A 21,022-nucleotide genomic window follows, 5' to 3' on the forward strand; every position below is an offset into this window, starting at 1 on the left:
GGAAGGCGACCTTCCGCGCCACACCGCCGGGTCAGCCGTCGAGGAGGTCGCGGAGCTGGTGGCGGCCGCTGACACCGAGCTTGGGGTAGGCGTTGTGCAGGTGCGAGCCGACCGTGCGGGGCGAGAGGAACAGCTGTTCGGCGATCTCCCGGTTGCGCAGCCCGCGGGCCGCGAGCCGGACGATCTCCCGTTGCTGCGAGGTCAGCGCCTCCAGCGGGTCGGCCTCCACCGGGCCGGCGATCGCGGCGCCGCTGGCCCGCAGCTCGCCGCGCGCGAGGTCGGCGAGACCGGTGGCGCCGAGCCGGGTGAACGCCTCCAGCGCGGCGGTGAACAGCGGCCGCGCGTCGAGCGGGCGGCGGCTCCTGCGCAGCCAGCGGGCGTAGTTCAGCCTGGCCTGGGCCCGTTCCAGCGGCCACTGCTCGCCGGCCGGGTCGATCACGGCCAGCCGGTAGCCGCGTTCGACGTCGGCGGCCCGCCCGGCCGTGGCCTCCGCCACCAGCGCGTCGGCGTGGTGCAGCAGCAGCCGCATCCGGACGCTCGGGTGCTCGCCGTGGCAGGCGCGCACCGCCGCGACCACCTCGGCGGCGTCCGCGCCCTGACCGGTGAGCCGGGCGGCGAAGGCGAGGTCGGCGACCGAACGGCTGGAGAGGAAGACGTCGTGCGGGGTGCCGTCCGCGGCGAAGAGCTCCCGCAGGTGCCGGTGCGCGGCCTGCGGGTCGCCCGCCGTCAAGGCCGCCAGGCCCGCCGCGCGCCGCAGCCGCGCGTGGGTGAAGAGGTTCTCGGTGAGGTCGATCGACGCCCAGGCCGCGTCCAGCGCCGCGCGGTCCGCCGGGGGCCCGCCCCGCAGCGCCGTCAGCTCGGCGCGCAGGGCCTCCGCGTCGACGGCCAGGTACCGCAGGTGGTGCACGGCCGCAGCCGCCCGCAGCTCCTCGACCAGGTCGGCGGCCTCGCTCCAGCGCCCGGTGGCGATCAGCGCGGAGACGAACGCCGGACCGCACATCACCACCATGCCGTGCGACGTCCGCGAACCGAGCGCGGCGAACACCTGGCGGAACGCCGTCACGCCCGTGTCGGACTCGTCGGCGAACCACGACACGGAACCCAGGCACAGCAGGCGGACCAGCTCGGCGGGACCGGCGAGGGGCCGGTGCACGGCCGCGTCCGCGCGGCGGAACACCGCCACGGCCTGCCCGGCGGGGTCGCTCTGCACGAGGACGTTCTCGCGGATGACCGGCCGTGCGGCGGCGGGCAGCAGCACGTCCTCGCCGCCGCCGTCGTCGTCGCCGCCGTCCCGCTCCGGCCGGGCCAGCAGCTCGGCCACGACGGCGCGGTGCCGTGGCAGACCGGACTGCACGGCCACGGCGGTGAGCACCGAGAGCAGGGCGAGCGCGGTGCCGCCGTCGCCGGGCCGGTGGTCACGCAGGGCGGCGTGCAGCAGGTCGAACGCCTCGCGCTGGTGCGCCGACAGCGACAGCGCGTGCCCGGCACCGGCCGCGACGACGCCGAGCAGGCCGGGGTCGTCGGTCAGCCGCACGATCCGGTTGTGCAGCTCCTTGATCCAGACCGGGTCTCCGAAGTTGTCCGCCTCCTGGATGGCCCGCGCGTAGCGGCGGGCCCGTTCCCGCGGGTCGGGGGTGCACTCGGCGGCCCGTTCCCACGCGCGGGCGGCGGCGTAGACACCGCCGCGCTGCCGTGCCAGCTCCGCTGCCCGTTCCAGCTCGGCCGCGACCTCCTCGTCCGGCAGGACCGCGGCTCCCGCGAGGTGCCACGCACGCCGTTCGGGATCGCCGTGCAGCACGGCGGCCAGGTCGCCGTGGGCACGGGCCCGCACCTCGGCCGGCGCGGACTCGTAGGCCGCGGCACGCACCAGCGGGTGGCGGAACACGACCCCTTCCGCGGTGACCGCGAGCAGCCCGGCGCGTTCCGCGGGCGTCCACGCCGCCAGGTCGCCGGTACCCGCGGCCGCCATCGTCGTGGCCAGGTCGGCGCCGTCGGCCGCCGCCGCGTAGACCACCAGCCGCCGCGTCTCCTCCGGCAGGTCGCCGAGCTGGTCCGCGTACATCGCCGCCAGCCGCCGATCACCCCGCAGCGGCCGGCCGGGCAGCACCGACGTGCCCCCGCGCGCGGCGGCCCGGCCGAGCTCCAGCAACGCCAGCGGGCTGCCCGCGGCCTGTTGCAGCACCTCCAGCCGGGCGCGGCCGGTCGGCGGTGCGGGCAGGCTGTCGACGAGCCGTGCCGCGGCGGCGTCGGACAGCGGTTCGAGCGTGAGCACCGGCACCGTGGAGTCCACCCCGGCCGGCCGGAGCGGCCCGAGCCCCGCCAGCACCACGGCGAGGTGTTCGGTGGTGAGCCTGCGCAGGACGAACGTGAGCACGTCGCGGGAGTCGCCATCGGCCAGGTGCACGTCGTCGACGAGCAGCAGGACCGGCCGGTCCGCGGCCAGCGCGCCGAGCAGCGTCAGCACGGCGATCCGCAGGTCGGCGGGGTCAGGGACGGCGGGGGCGGGGGTGCTGCCCAGCGCGACCTCCACCGCCTCGCGCAGGTGCGCCGCCAGCCCGCCGAGCGCCGGCAGCACCGGTCCGAGCAGCTGGTGCAGGGCGGAGAAGGACTGCTCGGCCTCGGCGACGCATCCCTGCGCGGCCAGGAGCCGGTACCCGGACTCCGCCGCCCGGTGGGCCGCCGCGTCGAGCAACGCCGTCTTGCCCGCGCCGGTGTCGCCGAGCACCAGCAGTGTTCCCGGCCCGGTGCGGGCGTGATCCACTACGTCCAGAACGGTGTCGAGCTCGTGGCCCCGGCCGACCAGATCCACGGGAGTCCTCCGAACTCGAACAGCGCTTGCCGCGCCGACTCTAGTCGAGCCCGCCCGCGGTCCCGGCCGGGCGGACCTGGGCCGTTCCACGACCACCGAGAGGTGAGGCAATGGGAGTCGACCCGCACGGCGACGGTGCTGCCGGGCAGGAGGTGGTGGTGCTCGACCCCGTGGTCGAACGCTACGTCCGCGCCGCGGCCGCGCCACCGCACCTGCAGGAGCTCGGCCCGGACGACGGTCGGCTCGCCCTGCTGGAGGCGCAGGACGACACGACCGGCGACGAGCGGGTGCACGCCGAGTTCGCGGTCGCGCCGATCACGGCGGAGGGCCCGGTCGGCTTCTGGCTCTTCCGGCCCGTCCACCTGACCGGCCCGCTGCCCGTGGTCCTCTACCTGCACGGCGGCCGCTGGATGCTGGGCGAGGCCCGCACCCACGGCCGCCTCGTCCGCGACCTCGCCACCCTCGCCGGCGCGGTGTTCGTCGTGCCCGAGTACACCCGCACGCCCGAGGCGCGCTACCCCGTGGCGCTGGAGGAGTGCTACGCGCTGCTGACCTGGGTCGACCGCAACGCCGCGGACCTGGGCGTCGACCCGTCCCGGCTGGCGCTGGCGGGCGACTGCGCCGGTGCCACCCTGGCCACGGCGCTGACCATGCTCGTCAAACGGCGCGGCGGCCCGCGCGTCCTGGCCCAGCTGCTGTACTACCCGCTGACCGACCCGCTGTGCGCCGGCGCGTCCCACCGCCGGTTCGCCACCGGCTACCTGCTGAGCAGCGGCCAGGCGCGCTGGTACTGGCACCAGTACGCCGACCGGCCCGGCGACCTCGCCGAACCGACCGCCGCACCGTTGCGCGCCACCACCGGCGAGCTCCGCGGCCTGCCCCTGGCGCTGGTGGTCACCGCGGAGGCGGACGTCGTCCGCGACGAGGCCGAGCAGTACGCCCGCCACCTCGCGGAGGCCGGTGTGCCCGTCACCACGACCCGCTATCCGGGCACGGTCCACGACTTCGTGTCGCTGCGGGCCCTCCGCGACATCCCGGCGGCACGGGCGGCCGTGCGGCAGGGCGGCACCTTCCTGCGCGACGCGCTGCGGGATCCACCCCCGCGCTGACGGGCCCCGCTCCCCCTGCCCGTGCCGGCGCCGCACTGGCGCCCGGCCGTGGCCGCTCTCGCGCGAAGTTCCCGCACAACCGGCGAACGGCGGAACTCACTTGCCGATCTTGCTACGCTGGCCGCGATGAACATCCACTCGCACAGATCGGGGGTTCCGTTCACCACAGGTGAGTGCTGATGCACCACCGGACCGTGAATGGACGCTCTCGCCTCGCTTTCTGGTCGCACGTGCGCAGGTTCGCCGTGCCGACGTCGATGATCGAGTCCGCCGCCGCCCGCCGTGCCGCGGGCGACTGGGCGGGTGCCTGTGCCGCGGCGCGGGTCGACGTGGACCTGGATCTCCGCGCCGTGGGACGCCGGTGCGGCTCGCGGTTCGCGGCGCTGGTCCGCACCGACCTGCGTCACCTGGTGCCCGACCTGTTGCGCTGGCACTTCCCGCGGATCAGGCCGGACGGCCTGCTGCGACCCGCCCTCACCGTGTCGCTGGCCCGCTATCCGACCGCGGACGGGACAACGCACCTCGTGGCGCGCACACCGCCTGCGTGGGCGGATGCCGGGCAACGGATCAGCCTCGCGCTGTGGGATCCGGTGCGGCCGCTCGCCGGGGCCGGCGGGCACCCGCACCCCCGCCCGGACCGGCGTTTCCGCCTCGACCTGCACCGCCACCTCTGGGACGCGCGCAGGACCGGTGAACTGCGCGAGCGCTCGGGCGCCGAGCAGTGGCCCGCCGATCCCGGACGCGACGGCCGCGCCGTGCACCGGTGGGCGGCCGAGGCCGCGTTGCTGCTCCGCGCCGACGGGCTCGCGGACGGTCCTGTCACCGTGCGACTCAGTGCGCGGCACCAGGTCGTGCTGGGTGCGGGCCCGCCGGCCGGCCGCGGGTCGCCGGTCCTGCCCGACGCGGCCACGTGGACGTTGCCGGACCTGGAGCTGGTGCACGCGGGGCTGATCGACGCCGACCGGCTGCACCCGCTCGTCGTGGCCGCACTCCTGCCGGGCCACCGGCCCGCCGCGGCGCGAAGTCCGGACAGCGCAACGGGTCCACGGCTGGTCGAGTGTCGTGGCAGCACGCACCGGATCGGCGTGGTGGACGGCGTGCTGGTCGCGCTGGACCACGACGCCGACGAGATCCGCCGTGAAGAGCTGCTGCTCGCGCTGGGCGGTACCGTGCTGCCCTGCCTCGAAGCGATCGACACCGCGCATCGGCACCCGGACGGGCTCGACGACGTCCGCGCGCGGCTGGACCACGGCGACACCGCCGGCGCCCTCGCGACCGTCGAGCACCTGCTCGGGCCGGACGTGGTGCTGCGCGACGGAGCGTTGCGCGACGAGCTGGAGGAAGCCGTCCACCGCAAGGTCCTGCACGGTCTCTACCGCGCCGGGCTCAGCAGGACCGGCCCAGCTCCGTCCAAAGAGGACATGCGGCGCCTCGCTCTCCCCTGACCCCTCACCCGGCCGGTGCACGGCCCCGATCCGACCTCAAGGTGATCACCCATGTCTTCTTCCGCTGCCACGCCACTGGCCACCGCCGACGACCTGCTTGCCCTGCTTGCTCGCACGACCACCGAGCCACGTGCCGACACCCAGCTGGAGGCCCTGACGCTGGCGGTGTCGGCCGACCTGCCGGTGCTGCTGTGGGGTGAGCCGGGGATCGGCAAGACCGCGGCCCTCACCCACCTCGCGCAGAGCCTCGGCCTGCCGCTGACCACGGTGATCGCCAGCGTGCACGAGCCGTCCGACTTCGCCGGTCTGCCGGTGGTCGGCGACGACCCCGCGACGCAGGGCGTGCCGATGGCCCCGCCGGACTGGGCGGTGCGGCTGGTGCGGGCCGGTCGCGGCCTGCTGTTCCTCGACGAGCTGTCCACCGCGCCGCCGGCGGTGCAGGCCGCGTTGCTGCGGGTGGTGCTGGAACGGCGGATCGGCGCTCTGCAGCTGCCTCCCGGCGTCCGGATCGTGGCCGCCGCCAACCCGCGTTCCTCCGCGGCCGACGGCTGGGAGCTCAGCCCGCCGCTGGCGAACCGGTTCGTGCACCTGCAATGGGTGCACGACCACGACGTGGTGGTGCGCGGACTCGGTGGCACGTGGCCGGAAGCGACGCTGCCCCGGCTGGACCCGCACCGGCTGGCCGACGCCGTGACGCTCGCCCGCCGGTCGGTGTGCGGGCTTCTGGCCGTGCGGCCGAACCTCGTGCACCAGCTGCCGAAGACCGAAGCCCGCAGGGGCGGTCCGTGGCCCTCGCCGCGCAGCTGGGACATGGTGCTGCGGCTGGTGGCGTTCGCGACCGCGGCGGGCACCTCGCGGGAGGTGCTGTCCCTGCTCGTGCGCGGCACCGTCGGCGATGGTCCCGGCCTGGAGTTGCTGTCCAGCATGGACCGCATGGACCTGCCCGATCCCGAGGTGCTGCTCGCGGACCCGGCCGCGGCGGTCCTGCCCGAGCGCGGCGACCTGCGGCAGGCGGTGCTCGACGGCGTGGTGGCGGCGGTGCGTGAGCGGCCGGACGAGACGCGGTGGAACGCGGCGTGGTCGGTGCTGGTGCTCGCACTGGAGACCGGGGCGCCCGACCTGGTGGTCGTTCCCGCCGCCACGCTCGCCGCGCTGCGCCAGGACGGCTGGCAGGTGCCCGCCGCGATCGACCGGCTGGCGGGCGCGGTGTCGCTGGCCCGGCGAGCGGACCGGATCCCGGCGGGTGCGGGCCGGTGAGCCTGGACGAGGAGAAGCTGTTCGCCGCCCGGCTGCACGCGGTCCGGTGCCGGCCTTATCTGGCAACGGCGTTGTTCGCCCTGCACGTGGTGGAGTCGCGGCAGGTGCCCACGATGGCCGTGGACCGGTACTGGCGCTGCTACGTGTCACCGGCGTTCGTGGACCGCACTCCGGTGCAGGAGCTGGCCGGGGTGTGGGTGCACGAGGTGTCCCACCTGCTGCGCGACCACCACGGGCGCGGCGACCGGTTCGCGGTGGCGCACGGGTTGACCGGGCCGGGCGAGCGGCTGCGGATGAACATCGCCGCCGACTGCGAGATCAACGACGACGTGTTCGGCGACGACCTGGTGTGCCCGGAAGGCGCCGTTCACCCGGTGTCGCTCAGGCTGTCCCCCGGTGAGCTGATGGAGGACTACCTGCGCCAGTTCCGGCTGGGGCCGCAGACGGCCGGGTGGGCCTGGCTGGACTGCGGCAGCGGCGCCGACGGGCTGGACCGCGACTGGGACCTGGGTCCCGATGGCGCGCACGGGCTCACCGCCCCGGAACGCGACGCGGTCCGGTTCCGGGTGGCACAGGGCATCACCGCGCGCCCCGGCGACGCGCCCCGCGGCTGGCAGCGGTGGGCGGAGGAGGCGTTCCAGCCCCCGCAGCCGTGGCGCGAGCTGCTGGGGGCGGCGGTCCGGTCGGCAGTGTCCGGCCCCGGCGTGGGCGAGGACTACACGTACGGCCGGCCCGCGCGCAGGTCGTCCGCCCTGCCCGGAGTCGTCCTGCCCAGCCTGCGCCGGCGGCCACCGCGGGTCGTCGTCATCGTCGACACGTCCGGGTCCGTGAGCGACTCCGAACTGGGCAGCGCGCTCGTCGAGATCGCGGCGATCGTCCGTGCCGTGGGCGGCCGCCGTGATCTCGTCTCCGTGCTGTCGTGCGACGCCGCGGCCCACCTCACGGAGCAGCTGTGCGGCGCCGAGGGAATCACGCTGATAGGCGGTGGCGGCACCAACCTGCGGGCCGGCTTCGACAAAGCGATGCGCGCCAACCGGAAGCCCGACGTCGTCGTGGCGCTGACCGACGGCCAGACCCCCTGGCCGAAGTCGAAGCCGCCCTGCCGGACGGTGGTGGGTCTGTTCCCCCGGCCGCCCAGGGTCGACGAGCACGACCCCGACTACGTGCCCGCCGCACCACCCGAGTGGGCCCGGGTGGTGCACATCGGCTGAGGCCCCGAGATCAGCGCAACGGCGTGTTCATGTCGCTGATCATCGCTCGCACGGACTCGCGCAGCGCGGGCAACGGCGGCTGGGTGGCCGTCGTCGCGGCGGTGACCGGTGCGGTGCCGACCGGGCCGGGGACCGGGTGGACCTCGGTCTCGTTCGGCAGCGGAACGCCGGGGCAGGTGAGGTTGCCGGGACGGGAGTTCCGCAGCAGGAACACGTTCACCGCGCCGTCGACGCACGGGTTGCCCCCGAAGCCGTACTGGCCGTGGAACGGGCTGTCCGCCACCGACACCAGACTCACGCCCGGTGCCGCTCGCACCGCGGACCTGGCCTGTTCGTAGCCCGTCTGCGGGTCGAGCTCGCCCTGCACGACCAGCACCCGCCCGGCGACCTCGGCCGGGAGCACCGGCAGGTCCTGCCGTGGCGCGTCGGACCAGAAGGCACACGGCTCGCTCAGGCCGTACTGCCAGCCGAAGAGCGGGTACCGCGGGCCCTGCCGGTCGGACAGGTGCCGGTACCAGGCCGCCGAACGGGTCGGCTGGTCACCGCACGCCACGGCGTAGCGGGTCGCCGAGAAGCGGCGGTAGTCCGCCGGGTCGTCGGCAAGTGCGCGTGCCCCGGCCGCCGGGGTCAGCGACGCCAGCGGCGTGCCGAACACCGCGCGGGCCCTGGCGTCCAGCTGTGGCGCGAGAGCGGAGCCGGTCGCCGCCGGTGCCGTCTCGCCGTTCGCGCCGCGCACTCCCAGCATGAACACCACCGCGCCCAGCACCCAGCGCAGCGATGAGCCCATCCCCGTGAAGATCGTGTCGATCTGGTCGGGGCTGACGCCCGCGCCGGCGAAGAACTTGCGGGCCCGCTCCCAGTTCGCGGCGGCTTCTTCGGTCGTCGCGCCGACCTCGTCCGGGAACTGCCGTGTCATCCACGGCAGGAACGAGCTCTCGAACGTCCGCTGGTTGATCTGCGGCCACGCCTCGAACGAGGCCTGCAGCCGTCCCTGGAAGTCCGTGCTGGAGTCGAGCACCACCTTGCCCGCACTGCGCGGGAACAGCGACGCGTACTTCGCTCCCAGCCACGTGCCGTAGGAGTATCCCAGATAGTCCAATGTGGACTCGCCGAGCAGGATCCTGACCAGCTCAATGTCGTGCGCGGTCTGCCAGGTCGTGAGGAACGGCGCGACGGCCTCGCTCTGGCACGCCTCCGCGACCGCGCGCGGCAGCTTGAGGTGCTCGGCGATGCTGCCGGCCGAACGATCACGCGCGTCGAGGTCCGTGCGCTGCGAAAGACGGCCGACGGGCACGTCGCACGTCTCGGGCAGCTGTTCCGGCCCGGTGGCGCCCTCCTGACCGGTGCCGCGCGGGTCCATGCCGATCAGCGCATGGCGTTCGTGCAGCTGCGGTTGCAGGGCGGCCAGCGCACCGGGCAGTGACGTGCCCTGACCACCGGGACCGCCGGGGTTGAGCAGCAGTGCACCGAGGTGCTCCCCGGACGCGGCGACCCGGCTGATCGAGACGACCAGGTCCCGGCCCGCCTCCGGCGCCGCCCAGTCCCTGGGCACGGTCATCAGCGCGCACTCGGCGGGCAACGCGTCCGGCTGCGGGGTGAACGCGCACGACCCCCAGGCCAGTTGCTGTCCGGCATAACGGGAGAACGGGTCGGGGGCGGCGGCGGCGGGCACGGCCGTGACGGCGAGGACGAGCGCTGTGACGACGGCGGGCACCACGGCGGCGGTCGAGCTGCTGCGCACGGCAGTCCTTTCGTGGCAGGGAAAATCCGGGCAACGCCCATCCGACCAGTCCGCTCGGCGCGGTGTCCACGGCGCCTAGTACTTTCGGCCGGTGCCCGTTTTCGCTTGCCTGCCACGGGTGTTCGAGCAGCTCGACCGCATCCGGCCCGGCCTCGTCGGCGAGGTGCCCGGTGGCCGGTTCACAGCTGGTTCGCGGCCACCTTGGCGTAGAACTCGGCCGGGTCCTCGGCGAGGCCGGCCTTGACGATGCGGCTCCAGTCGTCCACGAGGACCTCGGCGGAACCGGCGGCCAGGCCGTCGAGTGCTGCCCGCACGACATCGCTCGTCTTGAGCAGCGGGCCCTCGTAACCGGCCATCATGTCCGTGTCGGCGGCACCGAGGTGCAGCCCCAGCACCTGCGTGCCCTGCCCGGCGAGCTCGACGCGGGTGCCGGCGGTCAGGCTCCACTCCGCCGCCTTCGCGGCCGAGTACGACGTGGCGCCGTTCCAGGAGAACCAGGACAGTGCCGAAAGGACGTTGACGATCGCCCCGCCGCCGTTGTTCCCGAGCACGTCGGCGAACGCGCGGGTGACGCCGAGCGTGCCGAAGAAGTGGGTGTCCATCTCCCGGCGGATCTGGGCCAGGTCACCGCGGACGAGGTTCTGGCCGGTGGAGATCCCGGCGTTGTTGACGAGCAGGGTCACGTCCCCGGCCTGCCGCGCCGCCCGTTCGACACTCGCCTGGTCGAGCAGGTCCAGCGCCAGCGGCACGACGCCCGGCGTGGTGATCGTGCTGACGTCACGCGCGGTCGCGTACACCTTCTTGGCACCGCGTTCGAGCAGCTGGCCGACGAACTCCTTGCCGAGGCCGCGGTTGGCCCCCGTGACGAGCGCGACCGATCCCTGGATGTCCATGATGCCGTCCTTCCGTTGTGGTTCCAACCGAAGGGTAGAATCTGACGTTGATGTCAGGTTCAAGTCGAAGTGGTGGAGGTTACAGTGACCGAAAAGGACGCCCTGATGCGCATCGGGGAGCTGTCCGCCCGCGCGGGGGTGAGCGTCCGGTCCCTGCGCTACTACGAACAGCAGGGCCTGCTGACCTCGACCAGGACGACGGGCGCGCACCGGCTGTACCCCGAGGCCGCGGTGGACCGCGTGTACCTGCTGCGCCGGCTGTACGAGGCCGGTCTGTCGAGCGAGACGATCGCCACGCTCCTGCCGTGCGTCGACGCTCCCGCGGAGGACGTCACGGAGGAGACGCTGACCGTGATGCAGCGTGAACGGGAGCGGATCGACGCGCAGATCTCCGCCATGCTCACGACCCGCAGTCACCTCGACGCGCTGATCGAGGCGGCGTCCGGCCACCTCCGCCGGCAACGCGCCACCGCGTGACCTGGTAGGCGTGGGATGCCACGCCACCTGAGATCCTTTGTAGACGAACGGGATGTCCAGGCCGACCGATTGAGACGCAACCACGGGCTTCTGCCGCGACCGGCCGATAACCTTCGCCCGTCGCTCCCGCGGACTGACCGCCGTCGCCCGGACGAGGTGGGCGACGACCACCCTGCCGTTGCGACGAAGGAAAGTCATGCGCTTCAGCCCGTCAACCGTGCTGTCCCGGATCATCGAGGCCACCCTCGTCCTGCTCGGCGTCCCCATCTTCCTGTCCGAGGACATCAGGTGGATCGCCCTGTGGGACCTCATCGCCGTCGTCTACCTCGCGATCCGCGTCATCCGCCTCAGCCGCGGCAAGCGGGCGGGCGACGACCGGGGCGCGTGGGTCAAGAGCGCGCTGGGCCGCCGCAGCGGCACGTTGTTCACCCTGTTCACCAGCTTCATCGGGATCATGTCCGGCCTGACCATCGTGCTCACCGAGGAAGGCACCCACGCAGAGCTGCTCGGCAAGACGGCCGGCGTCCCCGCCGTGCTGCTGGCGTGGGCGATCCTCCACTTCGGCTACGCCGACCGCTACGCACAGGCCTACTACAGCGCGCTGCCGGAGAAGGTGCTGGTGTTCCCGGGCACCGACCACCCGACGTTCATCGACTTCGCGTACTTCTCGTTCACCGTCGGCACCACGTTCGCCGTCTCCGACGTCGAGTCACGCACCTCCGGCATCCGGCTGCGGATCCTCGCGCACGGCGTGCTCTCGTTCATCTACAACACCGCCATGCTCGGCATCGCCATCGGCGTGATCAGCGGCTGATCAGGCGGCGGGGCCGGCCGTGGACACCATGACGTCGACGACCGGCCGCATCACGCTCCAGTCGGCGGCGTTCGAAGCGCCGTAGACGATGTAGTCCAGGCCCGCCCGCCGCCAGTAGTGCGCGAACGCGTGCCGTTGAACACCCTCCGACGTGTACAGGAACTCCCACTCCACGACCTCCGCGCCGGACGACACGGTGGCCAGCCTGATCCGCTGGTAGCCGGTCTTCACCCCGGACTCGTTGGCGGCGACCGCGTCGTAGAGCGGCCGGGCCTCGGAGGCGCTCGCGCCGTAGCGGACGACAGCGCCGGGCGTGGCCGGATCGTCCGCCTGGTGGTTGGTCGGCTGGCTGCCCGCAGCGACCGACCAGGTCTGCGGGATCGAGACGAAGACGCCGTTCGGACCCGTCACCGTGCGATAGCCCGCCGGAGTGGACACAGAACCGGACACCGAAGTGGACGGTCGAGTGGTCGCCGGCGGGTAGCTCAGCCGCGGCAGCGTCGTGGTCGTGGTGACCGGGACGAAACCATTCGACGTCACCGGGACTGGTGCGCCACGCACGTTCTGACTGAGCGGATATTCCTTGTCGGTGCGCATGAAACTGACGACCACCACGGCGGCAACAGCCACGAACGACACGACCGCGGCCGCGACGATCACCTTGCCTGTCACGGATTTCCGTGCGGGAGCCGCCGCGACAGGCTCGCTCACGATCCGAGCCGGCGGCTCTTCGTAGACCCGCTCCACCGGCGGAGCAGGTGGCGCCGGTGTGCCCCGCACCGGCGCCGGGCCCCACAGCGGACCTCGCGGCGGATCCGCGTTCGCCCTCGTCACATCGATGTTCTCGGCGTCATCCATTCCGGTCCGTCCTTCCCGAGACCACGTCCACCGGAAACAATCGCCACCACGTCGCGCGATGTTTCTCGTATGACGAGGAGAGCACGATGACCGGCGACCGTCCCGCGGCAGAAGACCTGGCGCACCAGCGCGTGCCGGGCCGGGTGGCGGTCGGCACCGTCACCCGGATCGGCACCGTCCGCCAGGAACCGTTCGGGAGCAGAACCGGCCTGACCCTCGCGGCGTGGGGATGCGCCGCGCTGACCGTCGCCGGGGTGGCGCTCAGTCCCGTGGCCGGCGGGATGTCGTTGCTGGCCAAGGCGATTGTGGTCACCGTAGTGGTCACGGCGGCGGCGTTCGCTGTGCGCCGTTGGACGCCGAAGCCGGACGTCGTCGACGTGCATCCCCTCTGGGTCAAGGACGTGACCGGCGTAGAACACCCCTGCCGCATCAGGGGATCGATGACGCAGGGGCTGCCGGTGGAGGGCACCGGCGTCGAGGTGTACGGCCGGGTGGGCAAATCCGGATCAGTGCTGGTCCGGGAGCTGGTCACGGACGGCGGGCAGGCCTGGCGGCCCAGGCTGCCGCTGCCCCAACGGATCTCGCGCGGTGCCGAAGTGCTGAACGTGGTGCTGTGGGCGGCGGCGGCGCTGACGGTCGCCTGGTTGCTGGTCTTCTCGCGGTGAGCGGTTGCTCCGGTCGAGTGACTGTTCGACGGAAGTCCCGTACGGAGTAATGGTTCCCCGGCCGCGTTCGATGAGACCGGCATCGAACGTGTGACGTCCTCGATGGACATGAGGGAGCTGGTGGCGTGCCGAGGCCACTGATGAACAACAGGTCCGACTCCGTGAGCTGGACCGGACGGACGACGGGGCCGGCCGCCCCGGCCCGGACGAAGGTGCTCGCCGAGCGCCGGTCGGCGCGTTACCTGCGAGCGCTGCGGGCGCTCGACGGTTCCGGCAAGGTCAGCACGGCCGACGTGGACGAGCTCGTCGGCGCCGTGCACCGGGAGTTCGCCGAGAAGTTCTGCACGACGCCGCTCGGCATCGTCTCGCGCTGCTACCTCGGCGCACCGTACGAGGTGCACACGCTCGCGCTGGACGGCTCCATCATCTCGCACTACCGCGCCGGAGAACCGTTGCCGCACGGCATGGACCGCGCGCGATCCCTCGCGGAGTCCGAGCGCTACCTCGCCATCGAGGTCTACCCGGACCGCCTGCTGTGCGTCCGCCCCGACGGCTCGACCGTTCTGCTGGAGAGTGACCGGTGAACACGACCAACGTTTCCACGACCGACATCTCCGGCCTGGTCAACGCGGTGCGCCAGGTGACGCGGAACCAGCAGGCGCTCGGCGATCAGCAGGTCGTCCTGCACAACGCCATGTCGGCCGTGCAGCGCAACCAGGACAGCACCCAGCAGGAGCTCCTGGACCTCAAGGCGCAGTTCGTCGAGTACGTCCGGCGCGACGAGCTGCGGCAGAACCTCCAGCTGGCCCAGGTCCAGATCCTGGAGGTGCGCGGCGAGCTGAACGACAGGTTCGGCAAGCTCGCCGAGGTGCGCGAGCTCGCCACCGGCACGTTGCAGGCGCTCGACGCGGGCATCGTCTCGCAGGGCGCCATCCGCGACCTGTCCGAGGAGCTGATGCTGCGCACGCCCGGTTACTGGCTCGCGCCCGCGCTGATCGCGGTGGCCGCCTGGATCAGGGACGAGCCGGAGCTCGCGACCAAGGCGATCGGGGAGGCACTGCGCAGGGACAACGACAAGGCGTCGCTGTTCTTCGCACTCGTGCTGCGCCGCCACCAGCGCGATCGGGCGACCGCGGCGTGGGTGCGGCAGTACGCGGCGCGGCAGGACCCGGCGAAGCTGTCCCGTGAGTTCGTCGTCGTGCTGGACGCGGTGTCGACCGGCACGTTCGGGCGCGAGGCGAAGCCGATGCTGCTGGAGCAGATGTCCGAGTGGTACGGGCGGCTGAGCCAGGACCAGGACACAGTGGACAGACAGGTCGAACGCTGGGCGAAGATGATCGACACGATGCGCCGCCCGGCCGACGCCCGCTACGAGCTGCTGCCCGTGCTCAGCCCGACCTGGCCACAGCTCAAGGACCTGCTCGAAGGCGCGACCGTGCACGGCGCGGCGGAGGAGATGCTGCGCGCCTCGTTCGAGGGTCCCGTTCCACAGAGCCAGGACCTGCACGCGCGGGTGGACGACATCCTCGACGGTCTGGTCCGCGACTTCGACGCCGAGGAAGCCCCGTACCGCAAGAGGGAAGCGTGGCTGCAGGCCGTCGTGGACGCGAAGGGCGACCACGACGTGGCCGACCGGAAGATGGCCGCGGAGGACCCGTTGCACGAGCAGACGGTCGACTTCCTCACGCTGCTCAGCAACGCCGCCCTGCACGGTGACCGCGCCGGCGCTTCGGTCGGCACGCAGCGGTTCACGCTGGCGCTGGCGCGCGACTGGCTGGTGCAGGGCGCGGGAAGACTCGAAGCCGCCAACATCGCCGCGATGCCGGCCCGCGTCGAACTGCGCGCCGAGGGCTGGACCGGCTGGGTCGACGGCACCACCGACGAACAGCAGCTGGTCGGTTCGCTGTCCGAGCACATCGACCGGGAGACGGCGAAGGCCGTCAGCGAGGTGCGGATGAGCGGTGCGACACAGGCCGCCTCGATCTTCGGTGGCCTGGCGCTGCTGGTGGCGCTGCTCTCGGCGGTCGGCGGCGCCAGCGGGTTCGCGGTGTTCCTGCTGCTCGTGGCGGCGGCGCTGGGCGCGTGGGCCGTCTTCGACCTCAGGGCGCTGCCCGCCCGTCGCGCGGAGATCCGCCGCAAGGGTGACCAGCGCCGCGTCGCCGCCGTGGTGCGGCTGCGCGGGGCGATCGCCGAGCTCGTCGACCTGCGCGGCGAGTGGCAGCGGGAGATCGCGAAGGCGGGCACGTTGCGCGCCTTCGCGGAAGGGCTCACCGCCACCGCCTTCGTCGCCACCGCACCCGACCAGCTGCGAGGAGCCTGACCATGCCCGGCCCAGCCCACAGCCAGGAGCAGGACCAGCGCCTGCCACAACCGGCGGCCGCACCACGCCACGGTGCCGCCGAACGGGACATCGCCCTGGAGCTGCCCGCGTGGGACCTCATGCCTCCCGCGGAGTTCCTCGACCGCCGGCGCCGGCGGTAGTCCGGTGCGGCAGGCTCCCGGACCGTACGCGGACTGGCGCGCGTGGCTCGACGCGTTCGCCGAAGGCACCGACCTGCCCGCGGAGCACCTCGCGCCGATCTGCGAGCAGATGGGCCCGCACGTGCAGGAACGCCTGATGCGGCACATCGCCGAGGCGTTCGCGCAACGGCAACGCCGCTGGGCGGACACGTTCCAGCGCGACCTCGGCGCCCTGGCCGGCGATCCGGTGCACGCGCTGGCGGCGACGCTGGCGAGCGCCCGCACCCGGCTCGCGCCGCTGCGCAGGTTCTGCGCGTCCCCCGCCATGCCACCGGCGCTGCGCGACGAGCTCACCTCCGCCCTCGACGAGACCGTGCGGTCCTCGCAGAGCAGCCTCGACGACTCGGTCCGGCACGCGCCGATCGCGTTGCAGGTGGTGGTGCGCGACACCCGGCTGACGACCGCACCGCCCCCTCCCCCGGCGCCGGGCAGGCAGAGCCCTGGCCGGCGCGTGATCATCTGAGCATCGGAGAACCACATGCCCAACGGAACGGAGACCAAGGCCCGCGTCGAGTCGTACCTGCTCGCCCGGATCCCGTTCGTCTCCATCCGCACCGTCGAACGCGCCCGCGTGCTGGACGCCCTGGGTGAACTGGCCCGCGAGAAGCAGCTCGACGTCCTGGTGCACACCCTGAGCCAGGGCCTGCGCGACCTGCGCACCAGGAACGTGATCAGCGACGACAAGTCGTTGCTGGGCGCGCTCGACCTGGCCGGCGAGTGGTTCCAGTCCAGGTCGAACCTGACGGTCGTCTTCACCGACGTGCAGCACCTCACCGACGACAACGACGTCTCCCGCCGGTTCGCCGACCTGGCCGCGCTCGCCGAGGAGCACGGCGGCTGCATCGTGATCATCACGTCCGACCCGGTCTGGAGCACGTTGCAGCGCATGGGCATGTCGGTGCGGCTGGACCTGCCGGACTTCGACGAGATGCACCACGCGATCAGGGAGTTCCTCCGCCCGTACGCCACGGACATCCACATCGAGTGGAGCACGGCCGACTACGAGCAGGCCGCGTCGATCCTCGCGGGCGTCACCAAGACCGAGGCCCTGAACATCCTCGCCACCTTCGTCGTGAAGAAGGAGATCACCAAGGCCGACCTCGTGGAACTGAGCCGCGCCAAGGACTCCATCTTCAGCGAGCTCTCCGGCATCGAACGCGTGGAGCTGCGCCCCGGCGAGTACGAGGTGGGCGGCCTCAGCGGCCTGCGCCAGTGGCTGGACCGCAAACGCGACCTGCTCACCATGGACCTGCGCGACCGCGGCATCCGAGCCCCGCGCGGCGTCCTGCTCGTGGGCGTGCCCGGCTGCGGCAAGTCCCTGTCCGCCAAGACGATCGCCTCGGACTGGCAGCTCCCCCTCTACCGCCTGGACATGGGCTCGGTCCTGGGCGCGTACGTCGGCCAGTCGGAGAAACGCCTGCGCGAAGCCCTCGCCACAGCCGACACGGTCGCCCCGTGCGTCCTGTGGATCGACGAGATCGAGAAGGGCCTGGCCGGTTCCGGCACCGACTCCACCGGCGTCACCACCCGCCTGGTCGGCCAGTTCCTCTACTGGCTGCAGGAGTCCCGCGCCAGGGTCTTCGTGGTCGCCACCGCCAACGACGTCCGTTCTCTGCCCCAGGAGCTGTTGCGCAGCGGCCGCTTCGACGACATGTTCTTCGTGGACCTGCCCGAGCCGGACGAACGGCGCGAGATCATCTCGATCTACCTGCGCAAGTACCTGCGCACCCCGGTCGAGCCCGACCTCGTCGACGAGCTCGTCCGCATCAGCGACGGCTTCGCGGGCTCCGACATCCAGTCGGCCGTGACCGAGATCTGCCACGAGGCCATCCGCGTCGGCGACCAGAACGTCGGCAGGGACTACTACCTGAGCTGCTTCCGCAACGTCATCCCGCTGCTGCGGTCGGCACCGGAGAAGGTCGAGGAGATCAGGCAGCTGCGCGACCGGGCGATACCGGCGTCGGGCCGCACCCGCGCCGCGGTCGTCGAGACGGCCGCGAGCCGCCGGGTCGTGCTCGGCTGAACATCGTTGTGCGTGTCGGCCAGAACCTGAACGCCACCGGTCACGCGCGAGCGGCCAGCGACCTGCGCAGTTCCGCAACCACGCGGTGCAGGTCCTCGTCGGTGAGCGACTGGTGCTGCGGCAGGCAAAGCGTCTCGGCGGAGGCGCGTTCGGCGTTGGGCAGCGCCGGGGCCATCCGCAGCAGAACCCGGACGGCTTGATCCACCGCGTGTAAGAATTCCTGCACCGACCGGGCACACTTACTTTTTTGTTCGTACTTGCCCGGACATTGACCTCGAACTACGGTCGAATCAGCACGAAGATGCCGGTGCCGCCGATGTGACGAGCTCACGCACCGGTCAGCTGAAATATCTTCGAACAATTTTCTGCACGCGAACGAAGCGACCTCGTCCGCATTCATGGGGAGCAATTGTGGAAAGCTACGCCGGCAAGAAGGCCGTGGTCGTCGGCGGTACTCACGGCATGGGCCTCGCGGTGGTCAAGAAGCTGCTCAAGGGCGGCGCCGAGGTGCTGCTGACGGGCAACAACGAGAAGAACGTCGAGGCCGCCAGGCGGGAGCTCGCGTCCGAGGGCGCTCACGTGGTCCGCTCCGACGTGCGCAGCCTCGCGCAGATCGAGCAGCTCGCGGCCACCGTCGCGGATGAGTTCGGCACCATCGACTTCGTGCACTACAACGCGGGTCTCGCCGCCCTCGAACCGTTCGAGTTGGTCACCGAGGAGTCGTACGACCTCGCGTTCGACATCAACACCAAGGGCGCGTTCTTCACCGTGCAGAAGCTCGCGCCGATCATCAACGAGGGCGGCGGTGTCGTGTTCACCTCGTCCGTCGCGGACGTCGGCGGCACGTCGGCACTGGTCACGTACTCGGGTGCCAAGGCGGCGGTGATGGCTCTCGCCCGCGGCATCGCCGGTGCGCTGATCCCGCGCAAGATCCGCGTCAACGTCGTCTGCCCCGGCTTCATCGACACGCCGACCATGGGCATCATCGGCCTGAGCGACGAAGAACGCGCGGCCTTCATGCAGACGGGCGACCAGATCACCCCGATGAAGCGCCACGGCTCGGTCGACGAGGTCGCGGACGCGGTGCTGTTCCTCGGCTTCGACGCCACCTACACAACCGGCGAGCGCCTCACGGTCGACGGCGGCATCAGCCAGAGCATCGAGGTTCCCGCCTGACCCATTCTCCCTCCGGCCCCGGTTCCGCGACCAGTGCTGCCAGGCGGTGTTCGCGAACACCGGGGCCGAGGCGATCGAGGCGGCGGTCAAGCACGCCGAGCAGGCCGCCACGGTCGTGGGCTGCACGGACTTGCGATGATGACCAAATGGATCGTCCCTCGGCGGAGCTCACGGTCGGGCAACTGTCGGCCCGCAGCGGCGTACCCATTTCCGCGTTGCGCTTCTACGAGCGGCAGAACCTGATTTCCAGCCGCCGGACCGCGGGCAACCAGCGCCGCTACTCCCGCGACACGCTCCGCCGGATCGCGCTGATCCGGATCGCGCAACGGGTCGGGATCTCGCTCGCCGAAATCCGGGAGATGCTGTCCTCGCTGCCCGACGACCGGGTGCCGTCCCGTGTGGACTGGCAACGGATGTCGGCCCAGTGGCGCGCGGAGCTGGACGAGCGGATCCGCCGGTTGCAGCAGCTGCGCGACGAGTTCACGGAATGCGTCGGCTGCGGTTGCCTGTCGATCGACCGGTGCCTGCTCGCCAACCCGGACGACGTCCTGGGCCTGCAGGGTCCCGGTCCGCGGCGGCTGGACTGAGCACTGGTGCCTTGAACGGAGACAGCAGCACCCTCACCAGCACCGCGGCCAGCGCCAAGGACAGACCTGCCATCCACCACAGCACGACGTGCAAGCCGCTGGTGTAACCAGGTTCGGCAAGCCGGCCATCGGTCATCGTGGCCAGCACGGCACCCGTGACGGCGATGGCGATGGTCTCGATCGCAAGCCGCACGGTGTTGAACATGCCGGCGCCGGTCCCGGCACGGGCAGGATCCACGCTGCCGATCGCGACCCCGTCGATCAGCCCGGTCGCGATCCCAAACCCGGCGCCGATGGTGAGCAGCGGCCCCGCGATCGACAGCACCGACGCTCCCGGCTCGATCACCGTCAACCAGGCCGCGCCGACGCCCACCAAGGCGACCGCCAGCACCACGACCCCCTGTGGCGGGATGATCCTGGTGACCAGCGGCGCCACCGGCGGCAGCAGCAGCGTCAACCCGGTCAGCAGCACCAGCGTGACGCCCGCCTCGCCGGACGACATGTCCAGCACCTTGGTGAAGTACGCGGGCAGGTACACGATGAGCGGCAGCGGGACCGACACGATCACCGCACCGGCCAACGAGATCCCGATGAACCTGCCGTTGCGCAACAGGCCGAGGTCGAACATCGGCTGGGCCTGGCGCCGTTCCACGACCACGAACGTCACCAGCAGCACCAGCGACCCGGCGAACGCACCGAGCACCGCGGGCGACGACCAGTCCCACGCGGGCCCCTGCACGAAGCCGGCGATCAGCAACAGCAACGCGAGCGTGAACGTCGCCGTCCCGGCCCAGTCGACCTTGCGGGAACCGGGTTCCCGCGACTCCGGCAGGCTCGGGACGAGGCAGAGCACGACGATGCTCACCACGGCCGGTCCGGCGAACACGGCCCGCCACCCGAACCCCTCGATCAGCAACCCGGCAACGGTCGGTCCAAACGCGAGCCCCACGCCCAGCGCCGTGCCGAAGAAGCTGAACGCCCGGATCCGCGCCCGGCCGCTGAAGGCCGACGCGAGGATGGCGGCCGAACTGGCGGCCGCGGCCGCCCCACCGATGCCAGCGAGCACCCGCAGGACGTCGAGCACCACGACGTTCCACGACAGCGCACTCAGCACGCCCGCGGCGGCGAAGACCGAGACCCCGGTGCCGAACACCCGCCGCCGGCCGACCATGTCGGCCAGCGAGCCGGTGGCCAGCATGAAGCTGGCGAAGGCGGCGATGTAGCCGTTCACCACCCACTGCACGGCGGGCAGGTCGGCCTGCAGGTCGGCCGCGATGTCGGGCAACGCCACCGACGCGCCGGTCAGCGTGATCGGTAGTGACAGGCTCGAAAGCAGAACGACCACGAGCACTATTGTCGGATTCTTTCGCACGTTTCTCCTCATGAGCGCACGGTCAGGACCGGAATGGGCACGATTCCGTCCATTCCGGTCACAGC

Annotated in this window: 20 protein-coding genes; 14 read left to right on the plus strand and 6 right to left on the minus strand. The window is 72.2% G+C overall.

The window, feature by feature from the left end; all coding sequences use genetic code 11:
- Positions 1-31: 31 nt before the first annotated feature.
- Positions 32-2,809, minus strand: coding sequence for an AAA family ATPase (locus ADL03_RS07550; protein WP_053732624.1), 2,778 nt, complete (start codon positions 2,807-2,809; stop codon positions 32-34).
- Positions 2,810-2,919: 110 nt separating this feature from the next.
- Between ADL03_RS07550 and ADL03_RS07555 the strand changes: the two genes are divergently transcribed.
- The 4 genes from ADL03_RS07555 to ADL03_RS07570 all read left to right on the plus strand — a co-directional run bounded on the left by ADL03_RS07555 (position 2,920) and on the right by ADL03_RS07570 (position 7,831).
- A complete protein-coding gene (locus tag ADL03_RS07555; RefSeq protein WP_053732625.1) occupies positions 2,920-3,918 on the plus strand; it encodes an alpha/beta hydrolase in 999 nt (332 codons plus the stop codon).
- Between the two features lie 194 nt (positions 3,919-4,112).
- Positions 4,113-5,363 carry a hypothetical protein gene (locus ADL03_RS07560; RefSeq protein WP_369808947.1) on the plus strand — a complete coding sequence of 417 codons (1,251 nt, stop codon included), beginning with the start codon at positions 4,113-4,115 and terminating at the stop codon, positions 5,361-5,363.
- Between the two features lie 51 nt (positions 5,364-5,414).
- Complete coding sequence (locus tag ADL03_RS07565) at positions 5,415-6,620, plus strand: MoxR family ATPase (protein ID WP_053732627.1); 1,206 nt, start codon at positions 5,415-5,417, stop codon at positions 6,618-6,620.
- A 2-nt stretch (positions 6,621-6,622) separates the two neighbouring features.
- Positions 6,623-7,831, plus strand: coding sequence for a VWA-like domain-containing protein (locus ADL03_RS07570; RefSeq protein ID WP_082372966.1), 1,209 nt, complete (start codon positions 6,623-6,625; stop codon positions 7,829-7,831).
- A 10-nt stretch (positions 7,832-7,841) separates the two neighbouring features.
- On the opposite strand, the gene ADL03_RS07575 is transcribed toward ADL03_RS07570, so the two are convergent.
- Together ADL03_RS07575 and ADL03_RS07580 are read right to left on the minus strand one after the other, a co-directional pair.
- Positions 7,842-9,572 carry an alpha/beta hydrolase gene (locus ADL03_RS07575; protein WP_197288177.1) on the minus strand — a complete coding sequence of 577 codons (1,731 nt, stop codon included), beginning with the start codon at positions 9,570-9,572 and terminating at the stop codon, positions 7,842-7,844.
- Between the two features lie 179 nt (positions 9,573-9,751).
- Entirely contained in the window at positions 9,752-10,465 is a 714-nt protein-coding gene (locus ADL03_RS07580) for an SDR family oxidoreductase (protein WP_053732696.1), read from the minus strand.
- A gap of 84 nt (positions 10,466-10,549) precedes the next feature.
- On the opposite strand from ADL03_RS07580, the gene ADL03_RS07585 reads away from it, so the two are divergent.
- Together ADL03_RS07585 and ADL03_RS07590 are read left to right on the plus strand one after the other, a co-directional pair.
- Entirely contained in the window at positions 10,550-10,942 is a 393-nt protein-coding gene (locus ADL03_RS07585; RefSeq protein WP_369808948.1) for a MerR family transcriptional regulator, read from the plus strand.
- Positions 10,943-11,138: 196 nt separating this feature from the next.
- Positions 11,139-11,756 carry a DUF1345 domain-containing protein gene (locus tag ADL03_RS07590; protein WP_053732629.1) on the plus strand — a complete coding sequence of 206 codons (618 nt, stop codon included), beginning with the start codon at positions 11,139-11,141 and terminating at the stop codon, positions 11,754-11,756.
- On the opposite strand, the gene ADL03_RS07595 is transcribed toward ADL03_RS07590, so the two are convergent.
- On the minus strand, positions 11,757-12,428 hold the full coding sequence (locus ADL03_RS07595) for a hypothetical protein (protein WP_053732630.1): 672 nt from the start codon (positions 12,426-12,428) through the stop codon (positions 11,757-11,759).
- A 272-nt stretch (positions 12,429-12,700) separates the two neighbouring features.
- Between ADL03_RS07595 and ADL03_RS07600 the strand changes: the two genes are divergently transcribed.
- From ADL03_RS07600 to ADL03_RS07620, 6 genes are all read left to right on the plus strand, one after another.
- Positions 12,701-13,279 (plus strand): hypothetical protein, encoded by a 579-nt coding sequence (locus ADL03_RS07600; protein WP_053732631.1) that lies wholly within the window; start codon positions 12,701-12,703, stop codon positions 13,277-13,279.
- A gap of 125 nt (positions 13,280-13,404) precedes the next feature.
- The gene (locus tag ADL03_RS07605; RefSeq protein WP_197288178.1) at positions 13,405-13,863 is read left to right on the plus strand and encodes a hypothetical protein; all 459 of its coding nucleotides are present in this window, start codon (positions 13,405-13,407) and stop codon (positions 13,861-13,863) included.
- A complete protein-coding gene (locus tag ADL03_RS07610; RefSeq protein ID WP_053732633.1) occupies positions 13,860-15,599 on the plus strand; it encodes a hypothetical protein in 1,740 nt (579 codons plus the stop codon). The genes ADL03_RS07605 and ADL03_RS07610 overlap by 4 nt, the downstream gene beginning before the upstream one ends.
- Positions 15,600-15,601: 2 nt before the next feature.
- A complete protein-coding gene (locus ADL03_RS46740; RefSeq protein WP_157528292.1) occupies positions 15,602-15,760 on the plus strand; it encodes a hypothetical protein in 159 nt (52 codons plus the stop codon).
- A 4-nt stretch (positions 15,761-15,764) separates the two neighbouring features.
- Positions 15,765-16,262, plus strand: coding sequence for a hypothetical protein (locus ADL03_RS07615; protein WP_053732634.1), 498 nt, complete (start codon positions 15,765-15,767; stop codon positions 16,260-16,262).
- 15 nt (positions 16,263-16,277) lie between these two features.
- Positions 16,278-17,822, plus strand: coding sequence for an AAA family ATPase (locus ADL03_RS07620; RefSeq protein ID WP_053732635.1), 1,545 nt, complete (start codon positions 16,278-16,280; stop codon positions 17,820-17,822).
- A gap of 40 nt (positions 17,823-17,862) precedes the next feature.
- Here the strand turns inward: ADL03_RS07620 and ADL03_RS48245 are convergent, their stop codons facing one another.
- Positions 17,863-18,027 (minus strand): DegT/DnrJ/EryC1/StrS family aminotransferase, encoded by a 165-nt coding sequence (locus tag ADL03_RS48245; protein ID WP_197288179.1) that lies wholly within the window; start codon positions 18,025-18,027, stop codon positions 17,863-17,865.
- A 206-nt stretch (positions 18,028-18,233) separates the two neighbouring features.
- On the opposite strand from ADL03_RS48245, the gene ADL03_RS07625 reads away from it, so the two are divergent.
- Together ADL03_RS07625 and soxR are read left to right on the plus strand one after the other, a co-directional pair.
- On the plus strand, positions 18,234-18,998 hold the full coding sequence (locus ADL03_RS07625; RefSeq protein ID WP_053732636.1) for an SDR family NAD(P)-dependent oxidoreductase: 765 nt from the start codon (positions 18,234-18,236) through the stop codon (positions 18,996-18,998).
- 146 nt (positions 18,999-19,144) lie between these two features.
- Positions 19,145-19,585, plus strand: a complete 441-nt coding sequence (soxR, locus tag ADL03_RS45145) for a redox-sensitive transcriptional activator SoxR (RefSeq protein WP_053732637.1) — start codon at positions 19,145-19,147, stop codon at positions 19,583-19,585.
- Here soxR and ADL03_RS07635 read toward each other — a convergent pair.
- Positions 19,479-20,969, minus strand: coding sequence for an MFS transporter (locus ADL03_RS07635; RefSeq protein WP_082372957.1), 1,491 nt, complete (start codon positions 20,967-20,969; stop codon positions 19,479-19,481). The two genes, soxR and ADL03_RS07635, sit on opposite strands and share 107 nt — an antisense overlap.
- Between the last annotated feature and the right edge of the window lie 53 nt (positions 20,970-21,022).

Source organism: Nocardia sp. NRRL S-836 (assembly GCF_001279525.1).
Classification (GTDB): Bacteria; Actinomycetota; Actinomycetes; order Mycobacteriales; family Pseudonocardiaceae; genus Lentzea.

Bases quoted from the DNA above. Each gene is read 5' to 3' on its own strand.
- ADL03_RS07555 (WP_053732625.1), top strand. From the start codon at position 2,920: ATGGGAGTCGACCCGCACGGCGACGGTGCTGCCGGGCAGGAGGTGGTG.
- ADL03_RS07565 (WP_053732627.1), top strand. From the start codon at position 5,415: ATGTCTTCTTCCGCTGCCACGCCACTGGCCACCGCCGACGACCTGCTT.
- ADL03_RS07580 (WP_053732696.1), bottom strand. From the start codon at position 10,465: ATGGACATCCAGGGATCGGTCGCGCTCGTCACGGGGGCCAACCGCGGC.
- ADL03_RS07590 (WP_053732629.1), top strand. From the start codon at position 11,139: ATGCGCTTCAGCCCGTCAACCGTGCTGTCCCGGATCATCGAGGCCACC.
- ADL03_RS07600 (WP_053732631.1), top strand. From the start codon at position 12,701: ATGACCGGCGACCGTCCCGCGGCAGAAGACCTGGCGCACCAGCGCGTG.
- ADL03_RS46740 (WP_157528292.1), top strand. From the start codon at position 15,602: ATGCCCGGCCCAGCCCACAGCCAGGAGCAGGACCAGCGCCTGCCACAA.
- ADL03_RS07620 (WP_053732635.1), top strand. From the start codon at position 16,278: ATGCCCAACGGAACGGAGACCAAGGCCCGCGTCGAGTCGTACCTGCTC.
- soxR (WP_053732637.1), top strand. From the start codon at position 19,145: ATGGATCGTCCCTCGGCGGAGCTCACGGTCGGGCAACTGTCGGCCCGC.
- ADL03_RS07635 (WP_082372957.1), bottom strand. From the start codon at position 20,969: ATGAGGAGAAACGTGCGAAAGAATCCGACAATAGTGCTCGTGGTCGTT.